The sequence below is a fragment of the Candidatus Hydrogenedentota bacterium genome, assembly GCA_018005585.1.
Classification (GTDB): Bacteria; Hydrogenedentota; Hydrogenedentia; order Hydrogenedentales; family JAGMZX01; genus JAGMZX01.
In genome coordinates this window covers 1-23635 of the sequence record JAGMZX010000069.1, presented here as the reverse complement: position 1 = coordinate 23635, position 23635 = coordinate 1, and the positions used below count along the sequence as shown (strand labels likewise).

At 66.0% G+C, this 23635-nt stretch carries 14 protein-coding genes and 1 tRNA gene; 5 read left to right on the top strand and 10 right to left on the bottom strand.

Annotation, left to right across the window (positions count from 1 at the left end; all coding sequences use genetic code 11):
• The first annotated feature begins 800 nt into the window (after nt 1–800).
• Nucleotides 801–2138: a zinc ribbon domain-containing protein gene (locus tag KA184_12885; protein MBP8130466.1), complete on the top strand. Its 1338-nt coding sequence runs from the start codon at nt 801–803 to the stop codon at nt 2136–2138.
• Between the two features lie 443 nt (nt 2139–2581).
• Here the strand turns inward: KA184_12885 and KA184_12880 are convergent, their stop codons facing one another.
• The 5 genes from KA184_12880 to KA184_12860 form a co-directional block, all read right to left on the bottom strand.
• Nucleotides 2582–2854 carry a tyrosine-type recombinase/integrase gene (locus KA184_12880; protein MBP8130465.1) on the bottom strand — a complete coding sequence of 91 codons (273 nt, stop codon included), beginning with the start codon at nt 2852–2854 and terminating at the stop codon, nt 2582–2584.
• 539 nt (nt 2855–3393) lie between these two features.
• Nucleotides 3394–4848, bottom strand: a complete 1455-nt coding sequence (locus tag KA184_12875; GenBank protein MBP8130464.1) for a hypothetical protein — start codon at nt 4846–4848, stop codon at nt 3394–3396.
• A gap of 87 nt (nt 4849–4935) precedes the next feature.
• Complete coding sequence (locus KA184_12870; protein MBP8130463.1) at nt 4936–5589, bottom strand: hypothetical protein; 654 nt, start codon at nt 5587–5589, stop codon at nt 4936–4938.
• 1016 nt (nt 5590–6605) lie between these two features.
• Nucleotides 6606–6682 (bottom strand) — tRNA-Ile (locus KA184_12865).
• Nucleotides 6683–6822: 140 nt separating this feature from the next.
• Nucleotides 6823–8178 carry a hypothetical protein gene (locus KA184_12860; GenBank protein ID MBP8130462.1) on the bottom strand — a complete coding sequence of 452 codons (1356 nt, stop codon included), beginning with the start codon at nt 8176–8178 and terminating at the stop codon, nt 6823–6825.
• A gap of 457 nt (nt 8179–8635) precedes the next feature.
• Here KA184_12860 and KA184_12855 point away from each other — a divergent pair, with 457 nt between their 5' ends.
• From KA184_12855 to KA184_12840, 4 genes are all read left to right on the top strand, one after another.
• On the top strand, nt 8636–10663 hold the full coding sequence (locus KA184_12855) for an acetylxylan esterase (protein ID MBP8130461.1): 2028 nt from the start codon (nt 8636–8638) through the stop codon (nt 10661–10663).
• Between the two features lie 13 nt (nt 10664–10676).
• On the top strand, nt 10677–11714 hold the full coding sequence (locus tag KA184_12850; protein ID MBP8130460.1) for a DHH family phosphoesterase: 1038 nt from the start codon (nt 10677–10679) through the stop codon (nt 11712–11714).
• A gap of 153 nt (nt 11715–11867) precedes the next feature.
• The gene (locus KA184_12845) at nt 11868–13337 is read left to right on the top strand and encodes a rhamnulokinase (protein ID MBP8130459.1); all 1470 of its coding nucleotides are present in this window, start codon (nt 11868–11870) and stop codon (nt 13335–13337) included.
• A gap of 74 nt (nt 13338–13411) precedes the next feature.
• Entirely contained in the window at nt 13412–17761 is a 4350-nt protein-coding gene (locus KA184_12840) for a DEAD/DEAH box helicase (GenBank protein ID MBP8130458.1), read from the top strand.
• Between the two features lie 28 nt (nt 17762–17789).
• Here KA184_12840 and KA184_12835 read toward each other — a convergent pair whose 3' ends face one another.
• From KA184_12835 to KA184_12815, 5 genes are all read right to left on the bottom strand, one after another.
• Entirely contained in the window at nt 17790–19184 is a 1395-nt protein-coding gene (locus KA184_12835; GenBank protein ID MBP8130457.1) for an ROK family protein, read from the bottom strand.
• Nucleotides 19185–19359: 175 nt separating this feature from the next.
• Entirely contained in the window at nt 19360–19782 is a 423-nt protein-coding gene (rnk, locus tag KA184_12830; GenBank protein MBP8130456.1) for a nucleoside diphosphate kinase regulator, read from the bottom strand.
• Between the two features lie 159 nt (nt 19783–19941).
• The gene (locus KA184_12825) at nt 19942–20931 is read right to left on the bottom strand and encodes a redoxin family protein (GenBank protein MBP8130455.1); all 990 of its coding nucleotides are present in this window, start codon (nt 20929–20931) and stop codon (nt 19942–19944) included.
• Nucleotides 20932–21117: 186 nt separating this feature from the next.
• Entirely contained in the window at nt 21118–21882 is a 765-nt protein-coding gene (locus tag KA184_12820) for a succinate dehydrogenase/fumarate reductase iron-sulfur subunit (GenBank protein MBP8130454.1), read from the bottom strand.
• Nucleotides 21882–23635 (bottom strand): fumarate reductase/succinate dehydrogenase flavoprotein subunit (locus tag KA184_12815; protein MBP8130453.1); only part of this gene is annotated, 1754 nt, incomplete at its 5' end. The genes KA184_12820 and KA184_12815, both read right to left, overlap by 1 nt.

The following is a 23635-nucleotide window of genomic DNA, read 5'->3' as shown; positions in this document are numbered from 1 at the left end:
CGTGGCAGTCTTCGTTCGTCGCTGCGCTCCGAACAGAAAGTTGGCTCGCCAAGGCGTAGTTCGGAGCGGTCCTCGTACTTGCCCGATATCGTGGTGCCCGGCTTCGCCTTTGGCTCCGCCGTGGCAGTCTTCGTTCGTCGCTGCGCTCCGAACAGAAAGTTGGCTCGCCAAGGCGTAGTTCGGAGCGGTCCTCGTACTTGCCCGATATCGTGGTGCCCGGCTTCGCCTTTGGCTCCGCCGTGGCAGCAGGTTGCGCGAAGCAAGCCCTCGGACAGGGTGTCGTTTTCCGCAGCGATTCGGAAAGTCCTCCCGGCGCTTCGCTCTGGGGGACTTTCCGGAGACTCCCTCGAAACGCCACCCGGACGCCACCCCGAGGACGCGCCTCGCCTTCCCGCCGTGTACGGGCGACAGAGGGCCACCGCTCCAAGGCGGTGGCCTCTGTCGCCCCCGCCGGAGGCTCCGGAACTCCCCCGCCATCCGCACGGCCCCCGCCGCCGCCCCTCCGGACGCCGCGCTCTGCTCTCTGGCATCCCCTTCCGCGCCACCCTCTTCCGGCGGCACCGCGACCGGCAACGTCGCGCCTGCAATCCGGCGCGCAACGGTGCATGGGCAACAAAGGGCCGCCGCCTCGGGGCGGCCGCCCTTTGTTGCCTGCCTCCCCTCAGCCGGTCGCCTGCCTGATCCGCTCTTGTGTCCAGCGTGCCAGCATGGCTTGATTGTCTTGACATTCAGCCCTTTGGTGCCAGAGACTAAAAGGCTAGAGGTATTGGGAACTGTTTAGGGTTTTCGGGGACTGAGAAATGAAATCCTGTCCGTTTTGCAAGGAACCGATACAAGAAGAGGCCGTCAAGTGCAAGCACTGTCACGAATGGCTCGATAAGCCAACTCTGAAGAAGAAACTCGGCGGTCTGTTAGGTGCATCGCGGCTGCATACTTCGAAAGCACCACTGAAGCTAAGTGAGGAGTACAAATCTGTTTCGCGCCAAGGAACGGAATCTGAGAAGATGCCTGAGATTCGGGGAAAGACGCCCCCGCCTTTGCCCGCAGACAGAGGCAGAAGACTACTGAAGGCTGCCAAGTTGTTCAACGTTCTTGCAGCATTCGGTCTGGTAATGAGGCTGGAACGCTACCATGGCATAATCACCCAAGATGTGCCAACGGATTTTCAGGACCCTTCCTTGTCTGCATTGTTCAGTAGCCCCTCAATGCCTGACCTCGGTGGGACCATTGGCTACTTGATTGGCATCAATATCCTCGGAGTCACTGCTATGGTCCTGGCGGTGCTCACACTTGCCCGGTCACGTGGCCTTAGGGGGCGCGCTTCCCTCTTTATGGCACTCATAATAATAATACTTGTGTGTATGGTTGAAATAACCGCTCCCTGCAAAGCCCATGCAAGCGAGCTGAACACGTCGGTTCCACATTGGGCTGATGCCTTTGATATCGGGGGGAAGACCATTAGGGTAAGCCCTCCTCAAGGATACGAGCGGGTGACAGAAGAAATGGCTGCGCTGCGGCAATATGTGGCAAACGTGACACTTCCCCAGAACGACCTACTCGCGTTCTATGTGACCGAGGCTGATGCCCATCTTGCAAGACAAGGAGAAGTCCCACCATTCGAAAGGTGGTTTGTTCTTACAGTGAATACCGGGTTGAGGACTGTATCCCTAGACCGCCCGAACTTCGCGAAACTCAAGAGTGCTGCAAAGCGTCAAGTCCAAGATGCTGAGAAGACTGTCGGGAACGATTCTATACCGAGCGCAGAAATGACTCCGTTCCCCATCCACTATGAGACAGAGGATGCCTTGGCTTTTTCCATGTATATCGACTACGGTGAGCAGTCAGAAATCACGGAAGGGCATCTTGTACGCGCTCTCACAACCACTTTTGCGAACGTCTCCGGAAAAGTCGTGTCCTTGTGGTGCTACGGAACGAAGGATAACTTGGAGTGGACTCGAACTGCATCTGCTGAGTGGCTGGAGAAGATAGTCGCAGCAAACCCTGAAGCACCACCGGTCGCGAGAAACTTGCGATTGTATGAAGCCGTTGACAAGGGTATCATTGCGTTTGCTGCGGTGGTTGTCTTCTTGCTGGTCTACTCCGTAGTTCGTTCGCTCAAGTACCTCCTTTCGAGGTAGATGAGTGTCGGCGCTTCGCAACTGAGGCTGGACTCTTTCTCTGCGGTATTCCAGAATGGGTGTCGTTTTCCGCAGCGATTCGGAAAGTCCTCCTGGCGGTTCGCTCTGGGGGACTTTCCGGAGACTCCCTCGAAACGCCACCCGGACGCCACCCCGAGGACGCGCCTCTCCTTCCCGCCGTGTATGGGCGACAGGGGGCCACCGCCTCGGAGCGGTGGCCCCTGTCGCCCCCGCCGGAGGCTCCGGAACTCCCCCGCCATCCGCACGGGCCCCCGCCGCCCCTCCGGACGCCGCGCCCCGCGCCCCTGGCATCCCCTCCCGCGCGGCCCTCTTCCGGCGGCACCGCGACCGGCAACGGTGCGCCTGCAATCCGGCGCGCAACGGTGCATGGGCAACAAAGGGCCGCCGCCTCGGAGCGGCCGCCCTTTGTTGCCTGCCTCCCCTCAGCCGGTCGCCTGCCTGATCCGCTCCGCGACGCCGTTCGTCACGGTACGCAGCCCGTCGAGGCTCAGGTGCGAGTACCGCTGGGTCATCACCGAGCTGGAGTGCCCGAGCAGCTTCTGCACCTCGTACAGCGACGCGCCGTTCTGGACAGCCACGGAAGCAAACGTGTGGCGAAGGTCGTGCAGGCGCTTGGCGAAGATCAGCGGGAGGATGAAATCCTTGTACTTCGCGGCGTCCTTCGCGCCCCGGATGGAGCACGCCGCGTCCCAGATCCACGATTCGAGAGATTTTCCGTTGCTCTGTGCCATTCCCGCTCCCGCCTCGGCGCTCGCTTTCTTATTATGTCTCATAGTAATGACAGGACCACTTCCGGGAGTCATCGTACAGTTCTCATGCAGCGCGATGCAAAGAGTCTGCACCTCGTTCGCCATTCCCGGCAGTTTCTTGACGTCGCTCCTCTCGGTGACCATTGTGGGATGTGCAGACCCGGGACAGTCGGACACTCTTGCGTTTTCACCACGCCTGCCCGCCCCCGACTTGCCTGGAATGCGGCAGCGGTTTCAAGTGCGTGGCGCGGCGCAGCCGCCACCCGAACCCCGAAACAAACGAAGCCGGTGCCGGGTTCGGAAACCCGGCACCGGCACCAGCATACGCCACTCCGCCCACCATTCTCGGGCCGCCGGATCGGCGGCTTTCCGGCGCGGGTTGGCGTATGGGTGGCGTTTCGGGATGGGTGCCGGAAACTCCCCCGGGAACGAATCCCGGAGGCGCTTTCCGTAGGACCGTCCGGAAACGCCACCCCCGGAGGGGGCTATACATCGCGCAATCCCATGCCCCTCAGGCACTTGTGGCCCCTCACCACTACCAGCTTCGCTCCCCCGAGTTCGCCACCCTCGGCCTTCTCCGCGACGCGACGCCCGAAGAAGCTCTGGGTGCACTGCTCACCGTTGCCCTCGGCCACGAACGCCAGGTACAGGTCCCGCAGCGGAACGCGCCCGCCCGGATCCGGTTCGCACCGCCGCCGCAGAAAGTCGCCGACGATGTCCTCGCTGGCGCGGTACGCGCGCGTGGCCGCCGCCACGGCTGGCGGCTCGCCCAGGCCGCGCCGCCCGTACTCCAGCGCGCCCTCCACGGCCCACCGCAGGATGCCCTCGCGCTCCGCGAGCAGCCGGTCCCGCAGGTCGCGGTCGCGCCGGTCCTCGGGCACCTCCACGGTCCACGGGATCAGGCGCACCCTCCGCCACATGCCCGCGCTGGCGTCGCGGATCGCCGGGCGGTGGTTGGTCGCCATCCAGATCTTGAACTCCGGCGCGTACTGGAACTCGGCCTTGTAGAGGAACCGCGCGGTGACCCTGTCGCCGCCGGTGAGCGCCTTGACCAGCGCCTCGTCTATCCGCCGCCCCTCGCCCCACTCGACGGTGCACACGAACCGCACGCCGCGCAGCCGGGCCAGGTCGGTACGTATGGCGTCGCTGCGGGCCTCCAGGAACGTGCGCGGGTCGGCCTGCGCCGCGTAGTCCTGTCCGATGCACGTCTGCAGCACATCCAGAAATGTGGACTTCCCGTTGCAGCCCGCGCCGTGCAGCACGAAGAAGCACTGCTCGCGCGCGCTGCCGCCCAGCGAGTACCCCACGGCACGGCGCAGGTACGCGCGGATGCCGGGGTCCGGCTGGACCTCCTCAAGGAAGCGCTCCCACGCGGGGCACGGTGCGCCCGGCTGGTAGCGGCATCCGGTCGTCTTGGTGATCATGTCGGCCGGGTCGTGCGGGCGCATTGCGCCGTCCCGCAGGTCCAGCGTGCCGTCCTCGAAGTTCAGCGCGTGCGGGTCCGCGTCGAACGACTCGACGGGCTCGTGGAAGCGGTGCTCCGCGAGCTTGAGCACGGCGCGCGCGCCCTTCTCAGACTCGCAGTGCTTGGCCCACCTGAAGAAGTCCGTGGCGACGCGCACGTCACGGTAGTTGGCGGCCAGATCCCGGAAGCCCCGGCCCAGGCCGGTCGCCAGGCGGATGATCTCGCCCGCTTCGTCCCGCCGCCAGCGCACGCCGTCCCATATCAGCCATCCCCACTGCGGATTCCAGCGGACGAAGCCCGCGTAGTTCGCGTGCATGAGCGCGCTCGTGTTCGATTCGTTGCAGATCGTCGTCGCCTGCGCCTCGCGCGGCACGAAGTCCACCACGGGGCCGCCGTCGCCGTCCCGAATCGCTGGCGCACTGCCCGTCGAAGACGGTTCGCCATCGGTTCTAGAATCATCATCGTCGTGTTTCACATCATCCTCCTATTCGTATTCCTGCATATGGTGGAGGTGGGGCGTCCGGGCCCCCTCGAAGGGGCCCGGACGCCGTTGGCCGTGCCGTCAGCGCAGCGGCCTGCGCTTGGGCGTTGGCACGGGTGGCTCGGCGGTCTCGTCGATGATGATTTCGACCTTCGCCTGCTCTTCCGGGGTGAGCGCCGCGTACTCTTCCTCCGTGATGAACCGGTCGTCGTCGTCGTCCTCTTCCTCTTCCTCGTACTCGTACTCGTCGTTCAAGCCCGGCGACGCGATCGGTCCGCGCCCGCGCGGCGGCCGGGCATCCCGGCCATCGATGGGCTCGAAGTCTTCGACCTCGTTGTAGACCCGGCCGCTCTTCGACTCGGCCGTGGTCACGTACAGCGCGACGCGCAGGCCCTTCGGCACGTCACCGTCGAGGTCACGAAATCGCGGGCCCAGCCCCACCTTGGCGAGGACCGCCTTCGTCCGGGGCGCGGCGTCGATCGTCAGCCAGAGCCGCATCGACACCTGCCGGTTTCGGAATTCCCCGCTGGCGAGGGCGAAGGTGAGCCGGTATCCCGGCGTCCCAGTCCGCGCCTCAAAGGCCTCGCCGTCCACCAGGGTGGCCTCGTACCGGCCCGGGGGAATCAGCTTGCGCTCGCCCTCGGGCTTCACTGCGTCCCACTCCCGCGCGAATTTCTCCTCGCGCTGGAAGAAGAGCCTGTGCACTGTTGTCTTTTTTCTTTCGTCTTTGGGCATGATGATGTTCCTTTCTTCTTTTTGCCCAATTCCCTGCGACGGCAACCGCGCCGCCGCAGCCAAAACTGAACGTCCATTCCTAAATAGGCGTTCTCCTTTCCCGCGCCGAGTCCGAGGGACCGGCGCGCCGTTCGCCGCGCGGCCGCCCGGGGCGTATCCGACGGGGACGCGCCCGGGTGCGACCGGCGATCCGGACTCGGATCCACTAGGGCCCGGTCCGCCTTGCATCCGGATGCAAGGATGTTTTCCGCGATTCAATTGCCAAAGAGCTTTGGAGCCTTCACAGAAGGGCGTTTCCGGGTCGTTGCCACGTCCGCCCTCCGCCGCCTGCTGCGGCCTCCACAGAAGGGCGTTTCCGGGTCGTTGCCACGTCCGCCCTCCGCCGCCGCCTGCTGCGGCCTCCACAGAAGGGCGTTTCCGGGTCGTTGCCACGTCCGCCCTCCGCCGCCGCCTGCTGCGGCCTCCACATAAGGGCGTTTCCGGGTCGTTGCCACGTCCGCCCTCCGCCGTATTGGGAGTGGACGTCTTGGAGTGAGGGAAAAGGGGGAACAGCCGAATTCTGCAGGCGCGATGGGAAGGTTAGTGTTTTGAATCGCTATGGACGGCAAGGCCTAGTGGGTTAGGTATGTGCCCGGCTGAGGGGAGAAAGGCAACAAAGGGCCACCGCCTTGGAGCGGTGGCCCTTTGTTGCGCTTGCACGCCGGGAGGGAGATGTGCACCAGCGGGGGGGGGCGTTTGCACGGAGTCTCCGGAAAGTCCCCCAGAACAAGACAGCGGGAAGACTTTCCGAATCGCAACGAAAGACGACACCCCGTCGAACAGCATAGAACGCCGCCTACTCCGAAGCACAGAAGAGATGGAAGGGAGAGGAGCGCCGGTTCCATTCCCAGCGCCGGGAGGGCAGGTCGCGCCAAAGCGCCGCAAAACGGACCGGAGGCGGACAGGCGGGGGGAACGCGCGCGGCGTCGCGGGGGCGGGGCGGCCGTCGGAAGTCGATCAGCGCCAGGGAGATAGTCTGGTGGGCCCTGCAGGACTCGAACCTGCGACCAAGTGATTATGAGTCACCTGCTCTAACCAACTGAGCTAAGGGCCCACATGGAAGATGGTTTTCCGGGCGAGTTTCGCCCTGCAGTTAGTATGACGGGTAGCGCGGCGTTTTTTCAATGTCCGCGGCGCTGTGTATCCGCAGCGCTGTGTATCCGCAGCGCTGTGTTCGGGTCTGCCGGTGCGTGGTCAGCGCGCGGACCAGGTGACGTTGCCGTCTTTGTCTTTGAGGATGATGACGGGCTGGTCTTCCGGGTTCACGCCGAATACGGCGAGGGTGGCGCCTTTTTCGCCGTAGAAGCTGAGCCCGGGTTTGCTGCCGGGTTGCGCCGCCAGGGATGCCTGCGGCAGGCCGTCGGGGCTCACGAGGAACAATGTGGTCGCGCCGTCCGCCCCAACACTCATGGCGAGGCGCTTGCCGCCCTTGTCGTCGCGCAGGCTTAAGGAGGGCGCGCCGTTTGCGGCGGTGCCCACGGCGGTGCGCACGACGCCCGCGTTGTCGGCGAATTCGACGCTGGAGCGGCCGTCCTCGGCGACGTTCAAGACAGTTCGCCCCGCGCCGGCGGCGTCGTGCAGGCTGAGCGAGGGCACGCCGGTTTCGGCCAGAGCCAGGGCGACGCGGTCGATGCCGGCGGCGTCGCGCAGGCCGAGCGCAGGCGCGCCGTTTGCCCCGGTGCCGACGGCGGCGCGCGCGACGCCCTGCGCGTCGTTGAAGACGAGCCGCGATTCGCCGTCGACGCGCGCGGCGAACAGGGCGCGCGCCGCGCCCGCCGCGTCGTAGAGGCTGAGCGTGGAACTGCCGTCCGCGCCCGCGCCGAGCGACACGCGCGACTGGCCCGCGGCGTCGTAGAGGCCGAGTTCGGTGGCGCCGCCCGGGGTGGTGGCGAGGACCGCGCTGGCCGCGCCCGCGTTGCCGTAGATGCCGAGTTTCGCGGTGCCGTCCGCGTCGACTACGGTCGCGGCGCGGGCGAAGCCGGTCTCGTCGTAGAGGCCCAGCGCAGTCTTGCCCTCCTGTGTGATGCTGAGTGCGAGGCGGGCGCGCGCTTCCGCGTCGCGCATGCTTATGGCGGGCGCGCCGTCGCTGCCCGCCCCGAGCAGGAGCCGCGCCTGCATCCCGGCGTCGTGGAAGCCGAGCGTGGCGCCGCCTTGCGCGTCGACGGCGAGCGCCGCGCGCGAAACGCCGCCGCTGTCGTAGAGACCGAACGCGGTGGTGTGGTCGTCGGCCATCGAAAGCAGGGCGCGCGCCGCGCCGCGCCGGTCGTAGAAGCCGAGACCCACGCCTTCGGCCGGGGCCGCGCCGATGGCGCCGGTGGGCGCGCCCGTTGCGTCAAAGAAGCCGAGCTTCGCGACGTTGTCGCCGGTCACGGCCAGCGCCGCGCGCACCTTGCCCTGCTGGTCGACGAGCACGAGCTGTTCCGCGCTCAGGACCTGCTGCGCGGCGGCTTGCGCGGTGTCCGCGCGGAAGCAGAACGAGGCGAACGCGCCGCCGAGAAAGGAGCACGCGGCCATGGTCACAATGAGAAATCCATACTGCCGTCTGGTCATGGGATGGTCTCCTGCTCCCATTACAAAGGGGAGTTGCGCGACGCGGCAAGTCGCAGCGCGCCGGCGTTGCGCTATGATAGCAGAACCGCGCCCCGCCGGTTCCTGCGCCCGGCATCGTCGCGTGATGCGCTCCGTCTCTTCATCTGAAGCCGAGCGCGTCTGACTTGTGCGCGCAAGGCAATGATTCCCACGGCGTGGAAGCATCTTTGCGGCCCGGGCGCGGCCTCCCGGCGAACCCGGCTTGCGCCGGGGCCGACCCGGCGGGCCTGAACCGGATGCGAGCCTGAAAAACCGCAGCGGCCTGCCCAGCGCGGATAGCAGGTTCCGCTTCTCCGAGCCGGGTCCGGGCTTCAGCCGGGTTGACACGCAATGGCGGCGGTCCTATCGTAAGAGTGCTTATGCGCGGGCCAGGAATCCGGTCGCGGAACGCAGGCCCATAACGGCGGGGAGGCGCGACATGTTACGGATGCGTGAGTTGTTGACGGTTGTGGTAGCGGCGCTGGTCTGCATGTGTGCCGCGCGCGCGCAGGACGCGCTGCGGGTGCTGCCCGAGGATATTGGGGGATACGCGCCGGGCGACATGATGCGGCACTATCTCATCAAACGCGCTTATGCGGCGTGGGACCGCTGGAAGGCGGATTTCGAAGCGGTAACAGCGCCGGAGCAGATTGCCGCATATCAGCAACGCTTGCACGGCAAATTCGTTGAAATGCTGGGCGGTTTCCCGGAACGCACGCCGCTGAATCCGCGGATTACGGGCGTGCTCGAACGCGAGGGCTACCGCGTCGAGAAGGTTGTCTTCGAGAGCCAGCCGAAGTTGTTCGTGACGGGCGCGCTGTTTCTGCCTGACCCGCAGCGGTATCCGCCGCCGTATCCGGGCGTGCTGGTGCCGTGCGGTCATGCCGAGAACGCGAAGGCGCACGATACGTACCAATCGATGGGCGCGCTGCTGGCCCTCAACGGCATGGTTGCGCTCGTCTTCGACCCTATCGAGCAGGGCGAACGCATGCAGCTTCTGGACGCCGGCGGCAAGCACCTCATGTGGGGCACGAAAGCGCACACCATGTTCGGCGTCGGGTGCATCCTGGTCGGACGGAGCACGGCGCGCTTCGAGGTCTGGGACGGCATGCGCGGCATCGATTATCTGCAATCGCGGCCTGAAGTCGACCCGCAACGCATCGGCTGCACGGGCAACAGCGGCGGCGGCACGCAAACCTCTTTTCTCATGGCGCTGGATGACCGGATCGTCTGCGCTGCGCCGAGCTGCTACCTGAACCACGTAACACGGCAGTTGGAAGTGGCGACAGGCGACGCCGAACAGAATGTGTACGGACAGCTTGTCTGGGGCCTGGATCACGCGGATTTCGTCATGATGCGCGCGCCGTCGCCTGTGCTGATCGCCGCCGCCACAAAGGACTTCTTCGATATTCGCGCCACGTGGGAGTCGTTCCGCTTCGCGAAGCGGCGCTACACCATGATGGGCTTCTCGGAGCGGGTGGACCTGCTCGAGAACGACGCCGAGCACAATTACAACCGGTTGCAGCGGCAAGGCGTCGTGCGGTGGCTCGCCCGATGGCTGCAACATCGTGACGAGCCGATCGCCGAGCCGGAATTAGAGCTGTTCACCGGCGAAGAATTGCAGTGTACGCCGCGCGGGCAGGTGATGCTGCTCGAGGGCGCGCGCATCACGTACGCGTTCAACGCCGAGTATGAGCAACAGCTTGCCGCGGCCCGGGCCAAACGCTGGCAGGAGGAGGGCCAGACCGCGCTTCTTGCGGAGGCGCGCGCGCTGGCGGGCATCCGTCCGCTGGCGGAGCTTCCCGAGCCGCGGGTCGAGGCGGCGGGGGAGGCGGTGGTGGCCGGGCGCGCGGGGCAGAAACTGATCCTGCGGCCGGAAGAGGACATTTTGCTGCCGGCGCTCTTCTTTCCGGCGGCGCCGGGCAGGACCGTGGCGCCGGCCTTGGCTGTCTTTGAAGCCGGATTCGCGGCCGCGGGCGCGGAACTCGAGACGCTGCTGGCGGGGGGCGGCGCCGTGCTCGCAGTGGATGTGCGCGGCTCGGGTGAGACGCAGCAGACGGGCCAGAAGGCGTTCGGCGTGGAACTCGGACACGATTGGGAGGACTACTTCGCGGCGTATGCGCTCGGCCTGTCCTATGTAGGGATGCGTGCGGAAGATATCCTCGTAAGCGCGCGGTATCTGGCCGCGCAGGCGCCCGGCGCGCCGGGCCTGCACGCTTTCGGAAATGCCGGCGTGCCCGCGCTGCACGCGGCGGCGCTCGAACCGGACCTGTTCGGGACCGTGCGGCTGAACGGCGCGCTGCGTTCGTGGTCGGAAGTCGTGCAAACGTGGCCGACGCACAATCAGCTCATCAATTCGGTGCACGGCGCACTGACCGTGTACGACCTGCCGGACTTGGCGCGGACGCTCGGCGGCAAGCTGACCGTCGAGGCTCCCGCGGGCCCGGCGCCCGGAAGCAGCGCGTGAACGGTGTGCCGCCGTGAATACAGATGAAGCCATAAACCGCTCGCGAGCGTGCGTTGCCGCGTTGTTGAACATCTGCGCGCGGCCGGGGCGCGTTGCGGTGGTCATGCAGGACAACCCCGACCCGGACGCGCTGGCCTGCGCAGCTGCCGTGCGCGACCTGGTTTGCGAGCGCCTGAAGAAGCGCGTCGCTATCGGCTACGGCGGCATCTGCGGGCGTGCGGAGAACAAGGCCATGATCCAGGTGCTGCGCATCGACGCGCGGCGCATGACCCGCGCCCAACTGGCGCGCTTCCGCACGGTCTGCCTGGTGGACGCGCAACCGCAGTCGGGCAACAGCGAGCTGCTGGGCGACCGCCCGCCCGACGTTGTCATCGACCATCATCTGACGCGCCGCGGTCTGCCGGTGCAGGCGGAACTGGTCGATATCCGCCCGGAATACGGGGCCGCGTCGACGATTCTGTACGAATACGCGAAGGCGGCGGGCATTCGAATCCATCCCAATCTGGCCACGGCGCTGTTTTACGGCATCCAGTCGGACACTCAGGACCTCGGGCGGGGCGTAACGCCCATGGGCGCGCTCGCGTATCAGGAACTGTTTCTGGAAGCGGACAAGCACAAGCTTGGGCGCATCCGCCGCGCGCCCGTTCCGCGTGAATACTTCCGGATGCTGGCGGACAGCCTGTCCGACAGCGTCGTGGCGGGCACTACCGTGGTCGGTTGCATCCGCGATTGCGTGAATGCGGACATGATTCCGGAAGTGGCGGACTTGCTGATGCGGCTCGCCAGCATGCGCTGCGCCGTGTGTTACGGGCGCTACGGGGACAGCGTCCTGATCTCGGCGCGCGGCGCGGACCTGCGCAGCAACATGGCCCAGCTCGTGCGCCGTGTCGTCGCGGGCGTGGGCACGGGCGGCGGACATCGCGCCATGGCGGGCGGCTGCGTTCCCGTTGGCCGCGAGCCCGAGGCCCAATTGAAACAAGTGCGCGAGCGGATTCTCCGCGTGTTTGCCCGGGGGAAGCAGGTGGTGCCGCTGATTGCGCCGCGCGCGTAGCAGCGGAAGCGGCGTCCCCGCCGCTCGCCGCAAAGAGAACATGGAAATCGGGAGAGCGGCGCGGGACGCGCCACGGTTGCGGTCAAGTGGCGGCTGCCGTGGTTGATTCGCTATCGTTTGCGGCGGTGGTGTCAACAATGACGGGAGGCGAGTATGGCCGGGATACGCCGTTTTCTTGCTTTTGACTTGGGCGCGGAAAGTGGACGCGCCGTGCTGGGCACGCTGGCCGAAGGCCGGATCGCCCTGGAAGTCGTGCACCGGTTCCCGACGGAGGGCCTGGTCATGCTGGGCACACGCCAGTGGGACGTGGCCCGCATATACCAGGAGATGTGCGCGGGCCTGGCGAAATGCGCGCGCGAACACACGCCCAAATTGGACGGGATGGGCGTGGACACGTGGGGCGTCGATTTCGGGTTGATCGCGCGGGATGGCGCGGTGCTTGGCAATCCGGTGCACTACCGGGACAAGCGCAACGAGGGCATGACGGAAGCCGCCTTCGCGATCGTGCCGCGCGCGGAGATCTACAAGGCGACGGGCATCCAGTTCCTGCCGTTTAACACCGTGTACCAGTTGCTGAGCCTCGTGCGGGCGAAATCGCCGTTGCTGGAGGTTGCCGATTGCCTGCTGATGATGGGCGACCTGTTCGGCTACCTGCTGTCGGGCAAGCGCGCATGCGAATACACGAATGCGTCGACGACCCAGATGCTCGACCCGTACCGGCGCGCGTGGCACGACGAACTCATCAACAAGCTGGGGCTGCCGCGTCGCATCCTGCTGGATCCGGTCGCGCCGGGCACGGTGCTGGGGCCGGTGCTGCCGGAGGTCGCCGCACAGACGGGCATCGCGGCGGACGTGCCGGTGATTGCGCCCGCGACGCACGATACGGGCGCGGCGGTCGCAGCGGTGCCGGTGGCGGCGGGGGAGGGGCCGTGGGCGTATCTTTCGAGCGGGACGTGGTCGCTGTTGGGCGCGGAACTGGACGAGCCGATGATCAGCGAGCGGAGCCTGGCGCTCGATTTCACGAACGAGGGCGGCGTCGGGGGCAAGATACGGTTCTTGAAAAACATTTTCGGGCTCTGGCTCGTGCAGGAATGCCGGCGCACGTGGGAACGCTCCGGCGAGAAGCTCGAATACGCCGCGCTGGCGGAAGAGGCCGAGGCAAGCCCGGCGTTCGTGTCGCTGGTCGACCTGGACGACCCGCGGCTGATTGCGCCCGAGAACATGCCGGAGTTGATCCAGTCCATGTGCCGCGAGACGGGGCAGCCCGTGCCGCGGGGACGCGGCCCAATCGTGCGCTGCGCGCTCGAAAGCCTCGCGCTGAAGTACCGGACGACGCTGCGCGCGCTCGACGGCCTCCTGGCCCGCAAGACGGAGCAGCTGCACATCATCGGCGGGGGCACGCAGAACAAGCTCCTGTGCCAGATGACGGCGGACGCCTGCGGCGTGCCCGTGGTGACGGGACCGGTCGAGGCGACGGCGCTGGGTAACATCGGGGCGCAGGCAATGGCGTCCGGCGCGGTCGGGTCGCTGGAGGAATTGCGCCGGGTCATTGGAAACAGCGTGACGTTGGAGTACTTCACGCCAGGGGACACGGCCAGCTGGGACCGCATCGCGGGCGGGTGAACGCCGTGGCGCCCGCTCGCGTGCTCGACCTGTTCCATCCCTTGTTCCGGCGGTGGTTCACGGAACAGGTGGGCATGCCGACGGATGCGCAGGCGCGCGCCTGGCCGGAGATCGCCGCGGGGCGGCACGTGCTCGTCACCGCGCCGACGGGCAGCGGCAAGACCCTTGCCGCGTTTCTGTGGGCGCTGCAGCAACTGGCTACGGGGGCGTGGCCGGGCGGGGGCGTCCGCGTACTTTATGTTTCGCCTCTGAAAGCGCTGAACAACGACGTGCAGCGCAATCTCCTGGCGCCGCTGGCGCAACTGTGCAGCGTGTTCGCCGGCGCGGGGGAGACGTTCCCCGAAATCCGCGTGTGCACGCGCAGCGGCGACACGCCCCAGAGCGAACGCCGCCGCATGCTGCGCCGTCCGCCGGACATCCTCATCACCACGCCTGAAAGCCTGAATCTGCTGCTCAGCGCGCCGAGCGGCATATCGTTGCTCACAAATCTCAGGACCGTGATTCTCGACGAAATCCACGCGGCCGCGGACAGCAAGCGTGGCGTACACCTTGTCACGGCGGTCGAGCGGCTGGTCCTGCTTTCGGGCGAGTTCCAGCGCATCGCGCTGTCCGCCACGGTGAACCCGCTGGAAGACATGGCCGCGTTCATCGGCGGTTATCGCGTCGAGCGTCGTGGGAATCGCGTGCAGTACCGCAGGCGCGACGTGGCGATCGTGCAGTCGCCCATGTCGAAGAGGCTGGACATCTGCGTGCGTCGCGTGCCGGTGCCTGAGAACGAGCCGGTCTGGCCCGCGCTCGCCGCGGAGATTCGGGCGATCGTCGCGTCGCGCCGGGCCACGCTGGTCTTCACGAACAGCCGCAGGCTGTGCGAGCGCCTTGCGTTGCTGTTGAACCAGGGGGAGGACCGTCTGCTCGCCTACGCGCACCATGGTTCCCTGTCGAGAGAAGTGCGCGAGGTGGTCGAACAGCGGCTCAAACGGGGCGAACTAGCCGCGATTGTCGCCACGAACTCGCTGGAACTGGGCATCGACATTGGGTCGCTCGACCAGGTCGTGCTCGTCGAGACGCCGCCTTCGGCGGCGGCCGCGCTGCAGCGCATAGGCCGCGCGGGCCATCAGGTCGGCGCGGTCAGCCGGGGCGTGTTGTTTCCCGTGCACGGCCGCGACTGCCTGGAAGCGGCCGTAGTCGCGCACGCCGTGCGTGAACGGGACATCGAACCGCTCCGGACCGTGCGGTGTCCGCTCGACGTGCTCGCGCAGGTCATCGTGTCGATGACGGGCGTGCAGGAGTGGTCCCTGAATGCCCTTTACGACGCATTGCGCGCGAGCGCGCCGTACCACGAGCTCACGCGCCGGCAATTCGACCTTGTGATCGACATGCTCAGCGGCCGCTACGCCGAAACACGCCTCCGTGAACTGCGCGCCGTCGTGCGCGTCGACAGGATCGACGGCACGGTGCGCGGCCATGGCGCGGGGCTGCGGCTGATCTATACGTCGGGCGGGACCATCGCCGACCGGGGCTATTACACGCTGCGTCACGCGCAAACCAGCGCGAGGATCGGCGAATTAGACGAAGAATTCGTCTGGGAAAGCCGCATCGGCGACCGGTTTGCGCTGGGTACGCAATCCTGGCGCATCGACCGCATCACGCACAACGACGTGTTCGTTGTGCCCGCGCCGCATGGGGCCATGGACACGCCGTTCTGGCGCGCGGAGGCGCGCAGCCGCAGTTTCCACCTCTCGGAACGGCTGCTGGCGTTGCTGGAAAACGCCGATGCCCGGCTGGACAGCCCCGAGTTCCGGGAGCGGCTGCTGGCGCGGCACGGCATGGAACCGGAAGCCGCGGATGCGTTGATTGACTTCCTCGCGCGGCAACGCGCATGCACCGGCGCGCACTTGCCGCACCGGCGGCACGTGCTGATCGAGCACGTCACGGGTGCGGAGCACGGCGCAAGCCTCACCCAGACCATTCTTCACACGCTGTGGGGCCGCCCGCTCAACCGGCCCTACGCCATGGCGCTCGCGCAAGCGTGGGAGGACCGCTACGGCGAGACGCTCGAGGTCTTCGCGTGCAATGACTGTATAGCGCTCATGACGCCGTCGCCCGTTCCCGCGCGGGAACTGATTGACCTGGCGCCGCCGGAGCAAATGGAAGCGCTCCTCCGCAAGCAGTTGGAGAAGACGGGCTATTTCGGCGCGCGGTTCCGGGAGTGCGCGGGCATCGCGCTGCAGTTGACGCGGCCCGCCTTCGGCAAGCGCGTGCCGCGCTGGCTGAGCCGTATCCGCGCCAAAAAGCTGCTTGATGCGGTCCTGCGTTATGAGGACTTCCCCATTCTCGCCGAAACGTGGCGCTCCTGCCTGCAGGATGATTTCGACCTGCCCGCGCTGCTATTGATGCTTGCGGAATTGCGCGACGGCGCCATCCAGTGCACGGAGATTACGGGCCCGGCCCCGTCCCCGTTCGCCGCGTCGGTCTGGTGGATGCAGACCAACCTGTACACCTACGCGGACGATACGCCCGTTGACGCGCGCGCCTCCCGGCTCGACGATTCCCTGCTGCGCGAGGTCGTATTCAGTCAGCCGCTGCGCCCGCGCATCGCGCGCGAAGCGGTGGCCCGCTTCCAGGAGAAGCTGCAATGCACCGCGCCGGGCTACGCGCCCGGATCCGCGGCGGACCTGCTCGAACTGTTGAAGGAACGGCTGCTGTTGCCCGGCCAGGAGTGGCGCGGCCTGCTCGCGGCGATGCAGCGTGACCACGGAATACGCGAGGAAGCCCTGTTGGGAGCCCTTGCGGGAAAGGCGATACGGATAAGGTTCGCGCGCCCGCCGCATGAGTTCGTGGCCGCGGCGGAATCGTGGCCGCGCCTGCAACGGGTGCTGGATGTGCCAACCGCTGGGGTGTGTATCGAGGCGGCCGGCTCCGGTGATGTAAAACTGCCGGGCAGACAGGGGAAAGCGGCCGGCGATGAAGAGGACTCGCTCGCGGCATGGCTCGCGGAATGGCTCCGTTTCTATGGTCCGGTGGAGAAGGACGCGCTTGCGGCGATGCTGCCCGTGGCGGCGGGGTGCCTGGACTCCGCGCTGCGCGTGCTGGCTGACGGCCAGACCATTGTCATCGATGCGCTGCGCGCGGGCGCGGCACAGGCCGAAATTTGCGACGCGGAAAACCTGGAACGGCTGTTGTGCCTCGCGCGCGCGGCGGCGCGGCCTGTCTTCGAGCCGCGGCCGTTGCGCGAACTGGCGCTGCTGCTCGCCGTTCATCAGCGTGTGACCGCGCATGAGACCGGCCGCGACGCGGTAGAAGCCGCGCTCGAACCGCTCCTCGGTTATCCGATGCGCGCCGCCTTGCTGGAGACAGAGATGTTGCCCGCGCGCGTCCGGGACTACCAGCCCGAGCATTTGGACGCTATCTTCCGTGACACGGAGATTGCGTGGCACGGCTGCGGCGACAAGAAGGTATGGCTGGGCTTTCCCGAGCATCGCGACAGCTGCGTCGAAAGCGTGCGAGAAACCGGGGAACTCGGCGCTCTCTTTCCCAACGTTCGCGGGCGGTTCCCGCTCTCCGAACTGGTGCGGTACAGCCGGATGCCGTCTGCCGAGGTGACGGGCCGGTTGTGGCGCTGGGCTTGGCGCGGTCTCGTGACGAACGACTCCGTGGAGTCGCTGCGGCGCGGTGTCGAGACCGGGTTTGGGCCTGCGCCGGAAGCCGCGGTTCCGGCCTCGCGCCGTGCAGCATTCCAACGCTGGAAGGCGTCCCGTCCGTTTGCGGGCAACTGGTACGTGCTGCCCGCGCCGCTGGCGGCGGCGGACGCGCTCGACGCCGAGGAGCGACGGCGCGATTGCGCGCGCCTCCTGCTTGACCGCTACGGCGTCCTGTTCCGTGAACTGCTGCAATGGGAGCTGCCCGCGCTGCGCTGGGGCGCCTTGTTCCGCACGCTACGGCTCATGGAACTCGCCGGCGAGGTCATCGGCGGTTCTTTCTTCGAAGGCGTGCCGGGTCTTCAGTTCATCGCGCCCTCCGCGCTGCGGCGGCTCCAGCAAGGGCTGCCTCAGGATGCCACCTTCTGGATCAATGCGGCGGACCCGGCGTCGCTGTGCGGGTTGGGTCTGGAAGGCCTGAAAGAGACGCTTCCGAAACGGTTGCCGGCGACGTATCTCGTCTATCACGGCGCGGCGTTGGTGCTTGTGCTCGAACGCTGCGGCCTTCGTGTGGACGTGCGTGTCGCGCCGGACGATCCCTCGCTGGTGCGCTACTGTGACGTGTTTGAGCATCTGCTCATGCGCGCCGTGGCCCCGTGCGAGTACCTCACCATTGACCGGATCAATGACACGCCCGCGTTGAGAAGCCCCTATCTCGGCGCGCTGCGCGAGCGGTTCCAGGTCGCCGCCGAAATGCGCCGGGTGACGCTCTGGCGAAAAGGGTGAAACTACCCCCGCGGGGCCAGAAGCGGATTCAGAGTTGCGGCAGGCTCGCGGCGGCTATGGACTGGCCCACGCGCCGCGCCTTCTCGTCGGGCAACTGCACGTTGACCGCGCCGGCGAGTTCCGGAAATTCGGTACGGAGGACTTCCTGCGCGGTGTCCAGAATGAGGTGCCCGCCCTGACCGGACGTGCAGCGCCCGAGGATCAACACGTGGCGGAGCGTGTAAAAGTCGGCGTAGTGGGCGATCGTGTAGCCCATGTACGCGCCGATGGTCTTCCAGATGTCCACCGCGCCCGGGTGGCCTGCTTCAAGCTGTTGCTGAGCGGTCTTGAGCCGTTCTGCGTCGGTGGCCTCGCGGGGCAGCTCGATTCCCGCGGCGGGCGCGAGCCGGAACACGCATTGCTGGGAAAAGTACAGCGCGCCGACCCCGCGGTCGCCGGACCACTCCTCGATGGGCGCCTCCGGGCTGAAATCGACGGGCGCGAACGCGAGTTCGTTGAGCCAGCCGGTGATGTTGCCGTCCGGGGTAACGTAGCCGCCGGCCTCGCTCGAGCCGAGCGCGATGCCGAGGACGGCGTTGTCCTGGAGCGACATGGAGCCGGCGAGCGCGGTGACTTCGCCGTCATTGACGACGGTGAGCGGCACGCCGAACTCGCGGCTGATACGCAGGAAGAGGTCGTGGACCTCGTGGAACCGTTCCTTGGGGATGCCGCGGAAGAGCGAGGCGACCATGGGGCGGTTGTTGATCCACACCCCCGCGGAACTGCCGCCGATCGCGTCGACGCGAGGCATCCTTGACGCAGCGGTCTTGAGCGCCGTCATGACCTCGCCGTAGTGATAGCTGGGGTCGGTGGCTTTCTTGGGTTCCCAGACGACTTCTTCGCTATAGATGGCTTCCCCGTCGATGACGGCCGAGACTTTCCGGTCCGACGCCCCGAGGTCGAAGCCGATGCGGCATCCGTCAAGGTGCCGCCCAAGGGGCACGGTGGCCTCTCGTTCGGGGGGAATGTCGGCCGGATCGCAGGAAACGACGGTGAAGGGGCGTTCGTAGACGTCCTCGCCCATGAAGTGGTAATCGAACGAACGCGCGCCTTCCGGCGCGTAGGTGCGCGCGATATGGTCGCCGATATTCTTGGGTCCGCCGATGTAGACCCGCCAGCCGCCCCGCTGCCAGAGCAGGAATTTCACCAGCCGTTCGGCGTACATGAGGTTGGCGCGGGCGCGGGGACTCCCCTCGGAGAAGACGCGGGTTTCGTAGCGGGACAGGGACCCGTCGGTGCGTTCGAGGCCGATGACCAGGGGTACGCCCCCGCCGGCCTGCTCGACCTCCCCGAGATAGGCGTGGTTGGCGAGCACGGCGGGGCGGAAGCCGGGATCGAGAGGCGGCTTGAAACGGGGCCGTACGAGCACAAAACCTGTGAGCATGCCGGTTTCCTTTTAGATGCGGCTGGTTCCCCGGAACGGTGAGCCGGTGTGGCCGTGCAGCGGTGCGCACGCACGTTCACGCGGAATGAGGATAGTATTGCGCGCAAGCGCACGGGAATCAAGGGCGGCGGTCCGGAAACCGGCGTAGCCTTCCGAGCCGCCGCCTCGCAGGGCGCTAAAGGTGGTAGTCTTCCGCAGCCTCGGGCTGATAGAGCACCTCCTCGATGCGCAGGCGGCGGATGCCTTTGGGAACGGCCCATTCGAGCACGTCGCCGACGCGGTAGCCGAGCATGGCGACGCCGATGGGCGCGAGCACGGAAATCCGGTGTTTTTCCGCGTCACTTTCGTTGGGATAGACGAGCGTATATACGACTTCATCGCCGGTGTCGAGGTCGCGCAGGCGGGCTTGGCTGCGCATGGTGATGACATCGGCGGGCACATCGCGGGGATTGTCGACAACGGTCGCCCGCGTCAGTTCGTCCTCCAATTCCTCGATATGGCGAATTTCCTTGACTTCCCCTCGCGAAAGCAGCTCATTGATGCGGAATCGCAGCCGGTCGCGGTCCTTCGCGGTGATAGTAATGCTCCTGGTCTTCATGGGGTCCTCCTCTGGCAGGGCTGGCCTTGATTCCACTTCGGGCCGCAGACACGTGTGCCGCGTATCCTTTCTTACCCAACAAGATGCATACAGACCGCCGAGCCGGTCTTCTGGACCGGCCCGGCAACCGGGAATGCGGCCGATTGAATAATCCCGCGCTCAGCCTTGGCCGGGTGTCTCGACCTGTTCTACCTCCTCCACTTCTTCGCCTTCGTCCTCCGTCGTTTCTTCGCCGCGATAGACCTTCAACTGGAACTCGATATGTTCGCGGAGTTCCTCATCTTCGGTCAATTGCAGCGCCTTTTCCGCGGTCGCGATGGCCTTCTCCTTGTCGCCCTGCTCATACTGCACGCGGGCGAGGGTGTCCAGCGCGTCCGCTTCCTTTTCTCCGGTGAGTTCGACCGCGCGTGCCGCGCATTGCAGCGCGAAATCGAGGTCCTGGAAACCCAGTTCGGTGGCCGAGGCGATGGCCCAGGCCAGCTGATTCAGTTTCTCGCCGTCGTCGCGAATAGCCCCGTACAATTCCTTGCTGACTTCCTTCGCTTTCTCTTTGTCGGTCCCCTCCATGACCAGTTCGCCGTACTGCTCCAGCAATTGCTCGAGCTTGTGTTCGCTCGCGAGGGTGGCCCTGGCCTTTTCGAGGTCAAACGTGCCGTCGAGCACCGCTTTCAACGTCTCTTCAAATTTCGGGTCCATGGGGTGCGCATGGAAGACGACGCGGCCTTCGCGGTCCACGAGAAACGCATGCGGGATACCGTCGATGCCGTAGGCCTCCATGTAGGCCTTGTTCGTCTTGCCATCGTTGTCCACGGCCACGCGGTACTCCATTTGATCGCCCTGTTTCTCGACGAAGGGCCTGACGGTGGCGGCTTCTTCGCTGCTGATGCCGATGAATACGGCCGTCTCCGCGTATTTTTTCTGCAACTCGGTCAGGTGCGGAATACTGGCGCGGCAGGGCGGGCACCACGTAGCCCAGAACTCGACAATCACGACTTTCTTCTGTTCTTTCAAGGCAGCCAGGGTGACCGGCTGGCCCTTGGCCCATTCTGACACCGCCAGTTCGGGGGCCTTGTCGCCGAGGTCCGCGGCGCGCGCCGGGAGCCCGAACATCGCGGCCAGCAAGAGCGCCACTACAACCAGCTTCTTCATTCCTGTGGTCCTTTCTCGTGAGTTGCTGTCACACGGCGCCGCGACGAGCCCCCTTGGCTGCCTGCGGCTGTCCATATAGTAACGGATTGGACGGCTGGATTCACCATCGCGCGGGGGGGGCCGCGCCCTTACCTGCGCGGACCCTGTTCTGCAGATACTGGACGCGAGCGGCGCGGGGACTATTCACTATTCCGGTCCGAGCACGGCCGCTTTCAGGAACTCGCGATTCATACGCGCGATACTGCCAACCCGAATCTCTTTCGGACACACAGCCTCGCACTCATAGTGCTTGGAGCAGGAACCGAACCCTTCCTTGTCCATTTGCCCGAGCATGGCCAGGGCGCGGCGGCGCCGCTCCGGATGCCCCTGGGGCAGGTGACACAGATGACCGATCTTCGCGGCGACGAAGAGACTTGCGGACGCGTTCGGACATGCGGCCACGCACGCGCCGCAGCCGATGCACTGGGCCGCATCCATGGCTTTTTCCGCGGCGGACTCGGGCACGGGGATGGCGTGGGCGTCGGGAGCCTGTCCCGTGCGAACCGTGATGAACCCGCCCGCCTGGATGATTCTGTCGAAGGCGGAGCGGTCCACGACGAGGTCGCGCACAATAGGGAAGGGGCCGGCACGGAAGGGTTCGATGATGATGGTGGCGCCGTCCTGGAACTGCCGCAGGTGCAGTTGGCAGAGGGTCGTAGCGGGCCGTGGCCCGTGGGCTTGGCCATTGACGACCGCGCCGCAGGAACCGCAGATGCCCTCGCGGCAATCGTGGTCGAAGGCGACAGGCTCCTTGACTTCGGCTTCGAGGCGGTTGTTCAAGACATCGAGCATTTCGAGGAACGACATGGCGGTCGATACACCCCGCATCTCATGGGTCTCGAATTGCCCTTTGGCGTCCGGTCCCGTCTGCCGCCAGACCTTCAGCGTGAGGTTGATCCGCTTCGCTGCCATTACTTGTAGCTCCTTGTGGCGAGATGCACTTCTTCGAACGTGAGCGGTTCTTGGTGCATGCGGGGCCGTTCGCCGGGCCCGGTATACTCCCACGCCGTTACGTGCGCGTAATTGGTGTCGTCCCGCTTCGCTTCGCCGTCCTCGGTCTGATGCTCCTCGCGAAAATGGCCGCCACAGGACTCGTTGCGTTCCAGCGCGTCCAGGCACAGCAATTCGGCAAATTCGAGGAAGTCGGCCACGCGGCCTGCTCGCTCGAGGCATTGGTTGAACGTGCCCGGCGAACCGGTGACCGTCACGTCGCGCCAGAACCGCTCGCGTATCTCCGGGATCTTTGCCAGGGCCTCGTTCAGCCCGGCGGCGTTGCGAGCCATGCCGCACTTGTCCCAGAGCAACAGGCCCAGTTCACGGTGGAACGCGTTGACCGTCGTCTTCCCTTTTACCGCCAGCAGCTTCTCGATCCGGTCTGTGACGGCGCACTCGGTGTCCGCGAATGCCGCGTGGTCCGTGTCAACAGTCGCGGGCCCGGCTTGGGCCAGGTAGTCGGCAACAGTATAGGGAATGATGAAATAGCCGTCGGCCAAACCCTGCATGAGGGCGCTCGCGCCGAGCCGGTTTGCGCCGTGGTCCGAGAAATTGGCCTCTCCGATCACGTAGAGGCCGGGCAGATTGCTCATGAGGTTGTAGTCGACCCACAGGCCGCCCATGGTGTAATGCACGGCGGGATAGATCATCATCGGCGATTCGTAGGGGTTTTGTGCGACGATCCGCTCGTACATATCGAACAGGTTGCCGTATTTCGACTCGATTGCGGTGCGGCCGTCGCGCTTCATGGCATCCCGAAAATCGAGGTATACCGCATAGCCGGTTTCGCCGACGCCGTAGCCCGCGTCGCAAATGGCCTTGGCGTTGCGCGAGGCCACGTCGCGCGGTACCAGATTGCCGAAAGACGGGTAACGCCATTCGAGGTAATAGTTGCGGTCTTCTTCGGGAATCTCGTTGGGGTGGCGCCTGTCGCCGATTTCGCGCGGTACCCAGACGCGCCCGTCGTTGCGCAGGCTTTCGCTCATGAGCGTAAGTTTTGACTGGTAATCGCCGTGAATCGGGATGCACGTCGGGTGAATCTGCGTATAACAAGGGTTCGCGAAACAGGCGCCGCGCTTGTACGCGCGCCAGGCCGCCGTCACGTTCGAACCCTTCGCGTTCGTCGACAGGTAATACGCGTTAGCGTAGCCGCCCGTGGCGAGGACCACCGCATCGGCCGTGTGCCGCTCGAGCCGGCCGGTGACCAGGTTGCGGCAGACAATCCCGACCGCGCGGTTGTTGACGACAACCAGGTCGAGCATCTCCCGCCGCGGGAACATGCGCACGTTGCCCGATGCCGTTTCCTTCATGAGCTGGCTGTACGCGCCGAGCAGCAATTGCTGGCCCGTCTGGCCGCGCGCGTAGAACGTGCGCGAAACCTGAGCGCCGCCGAAGGACCTGTTTGCCAGGTAGCCGCCGTACTCGCGCGCAAACGGCACTCCCTGCGCTACGCAATGATCGATGATCTGCACGCTCAGTTCGGCGAGCCGGTAGACGTTGGCCTCGCGCGAGCGGAAGTCTCCGCCCTTGATCGTGTCATAAAAAAGGCGGTAGATACTGTCGTTGTCATTCTGGTAGTTCTTCGCGGCGTTGATGCCGCCCTGCGCCGCAATGCTGTGGGCGCGGCGGGGCGTGTCCTGGAAACAGAACGCTTTGACTTGATACCCGAGTT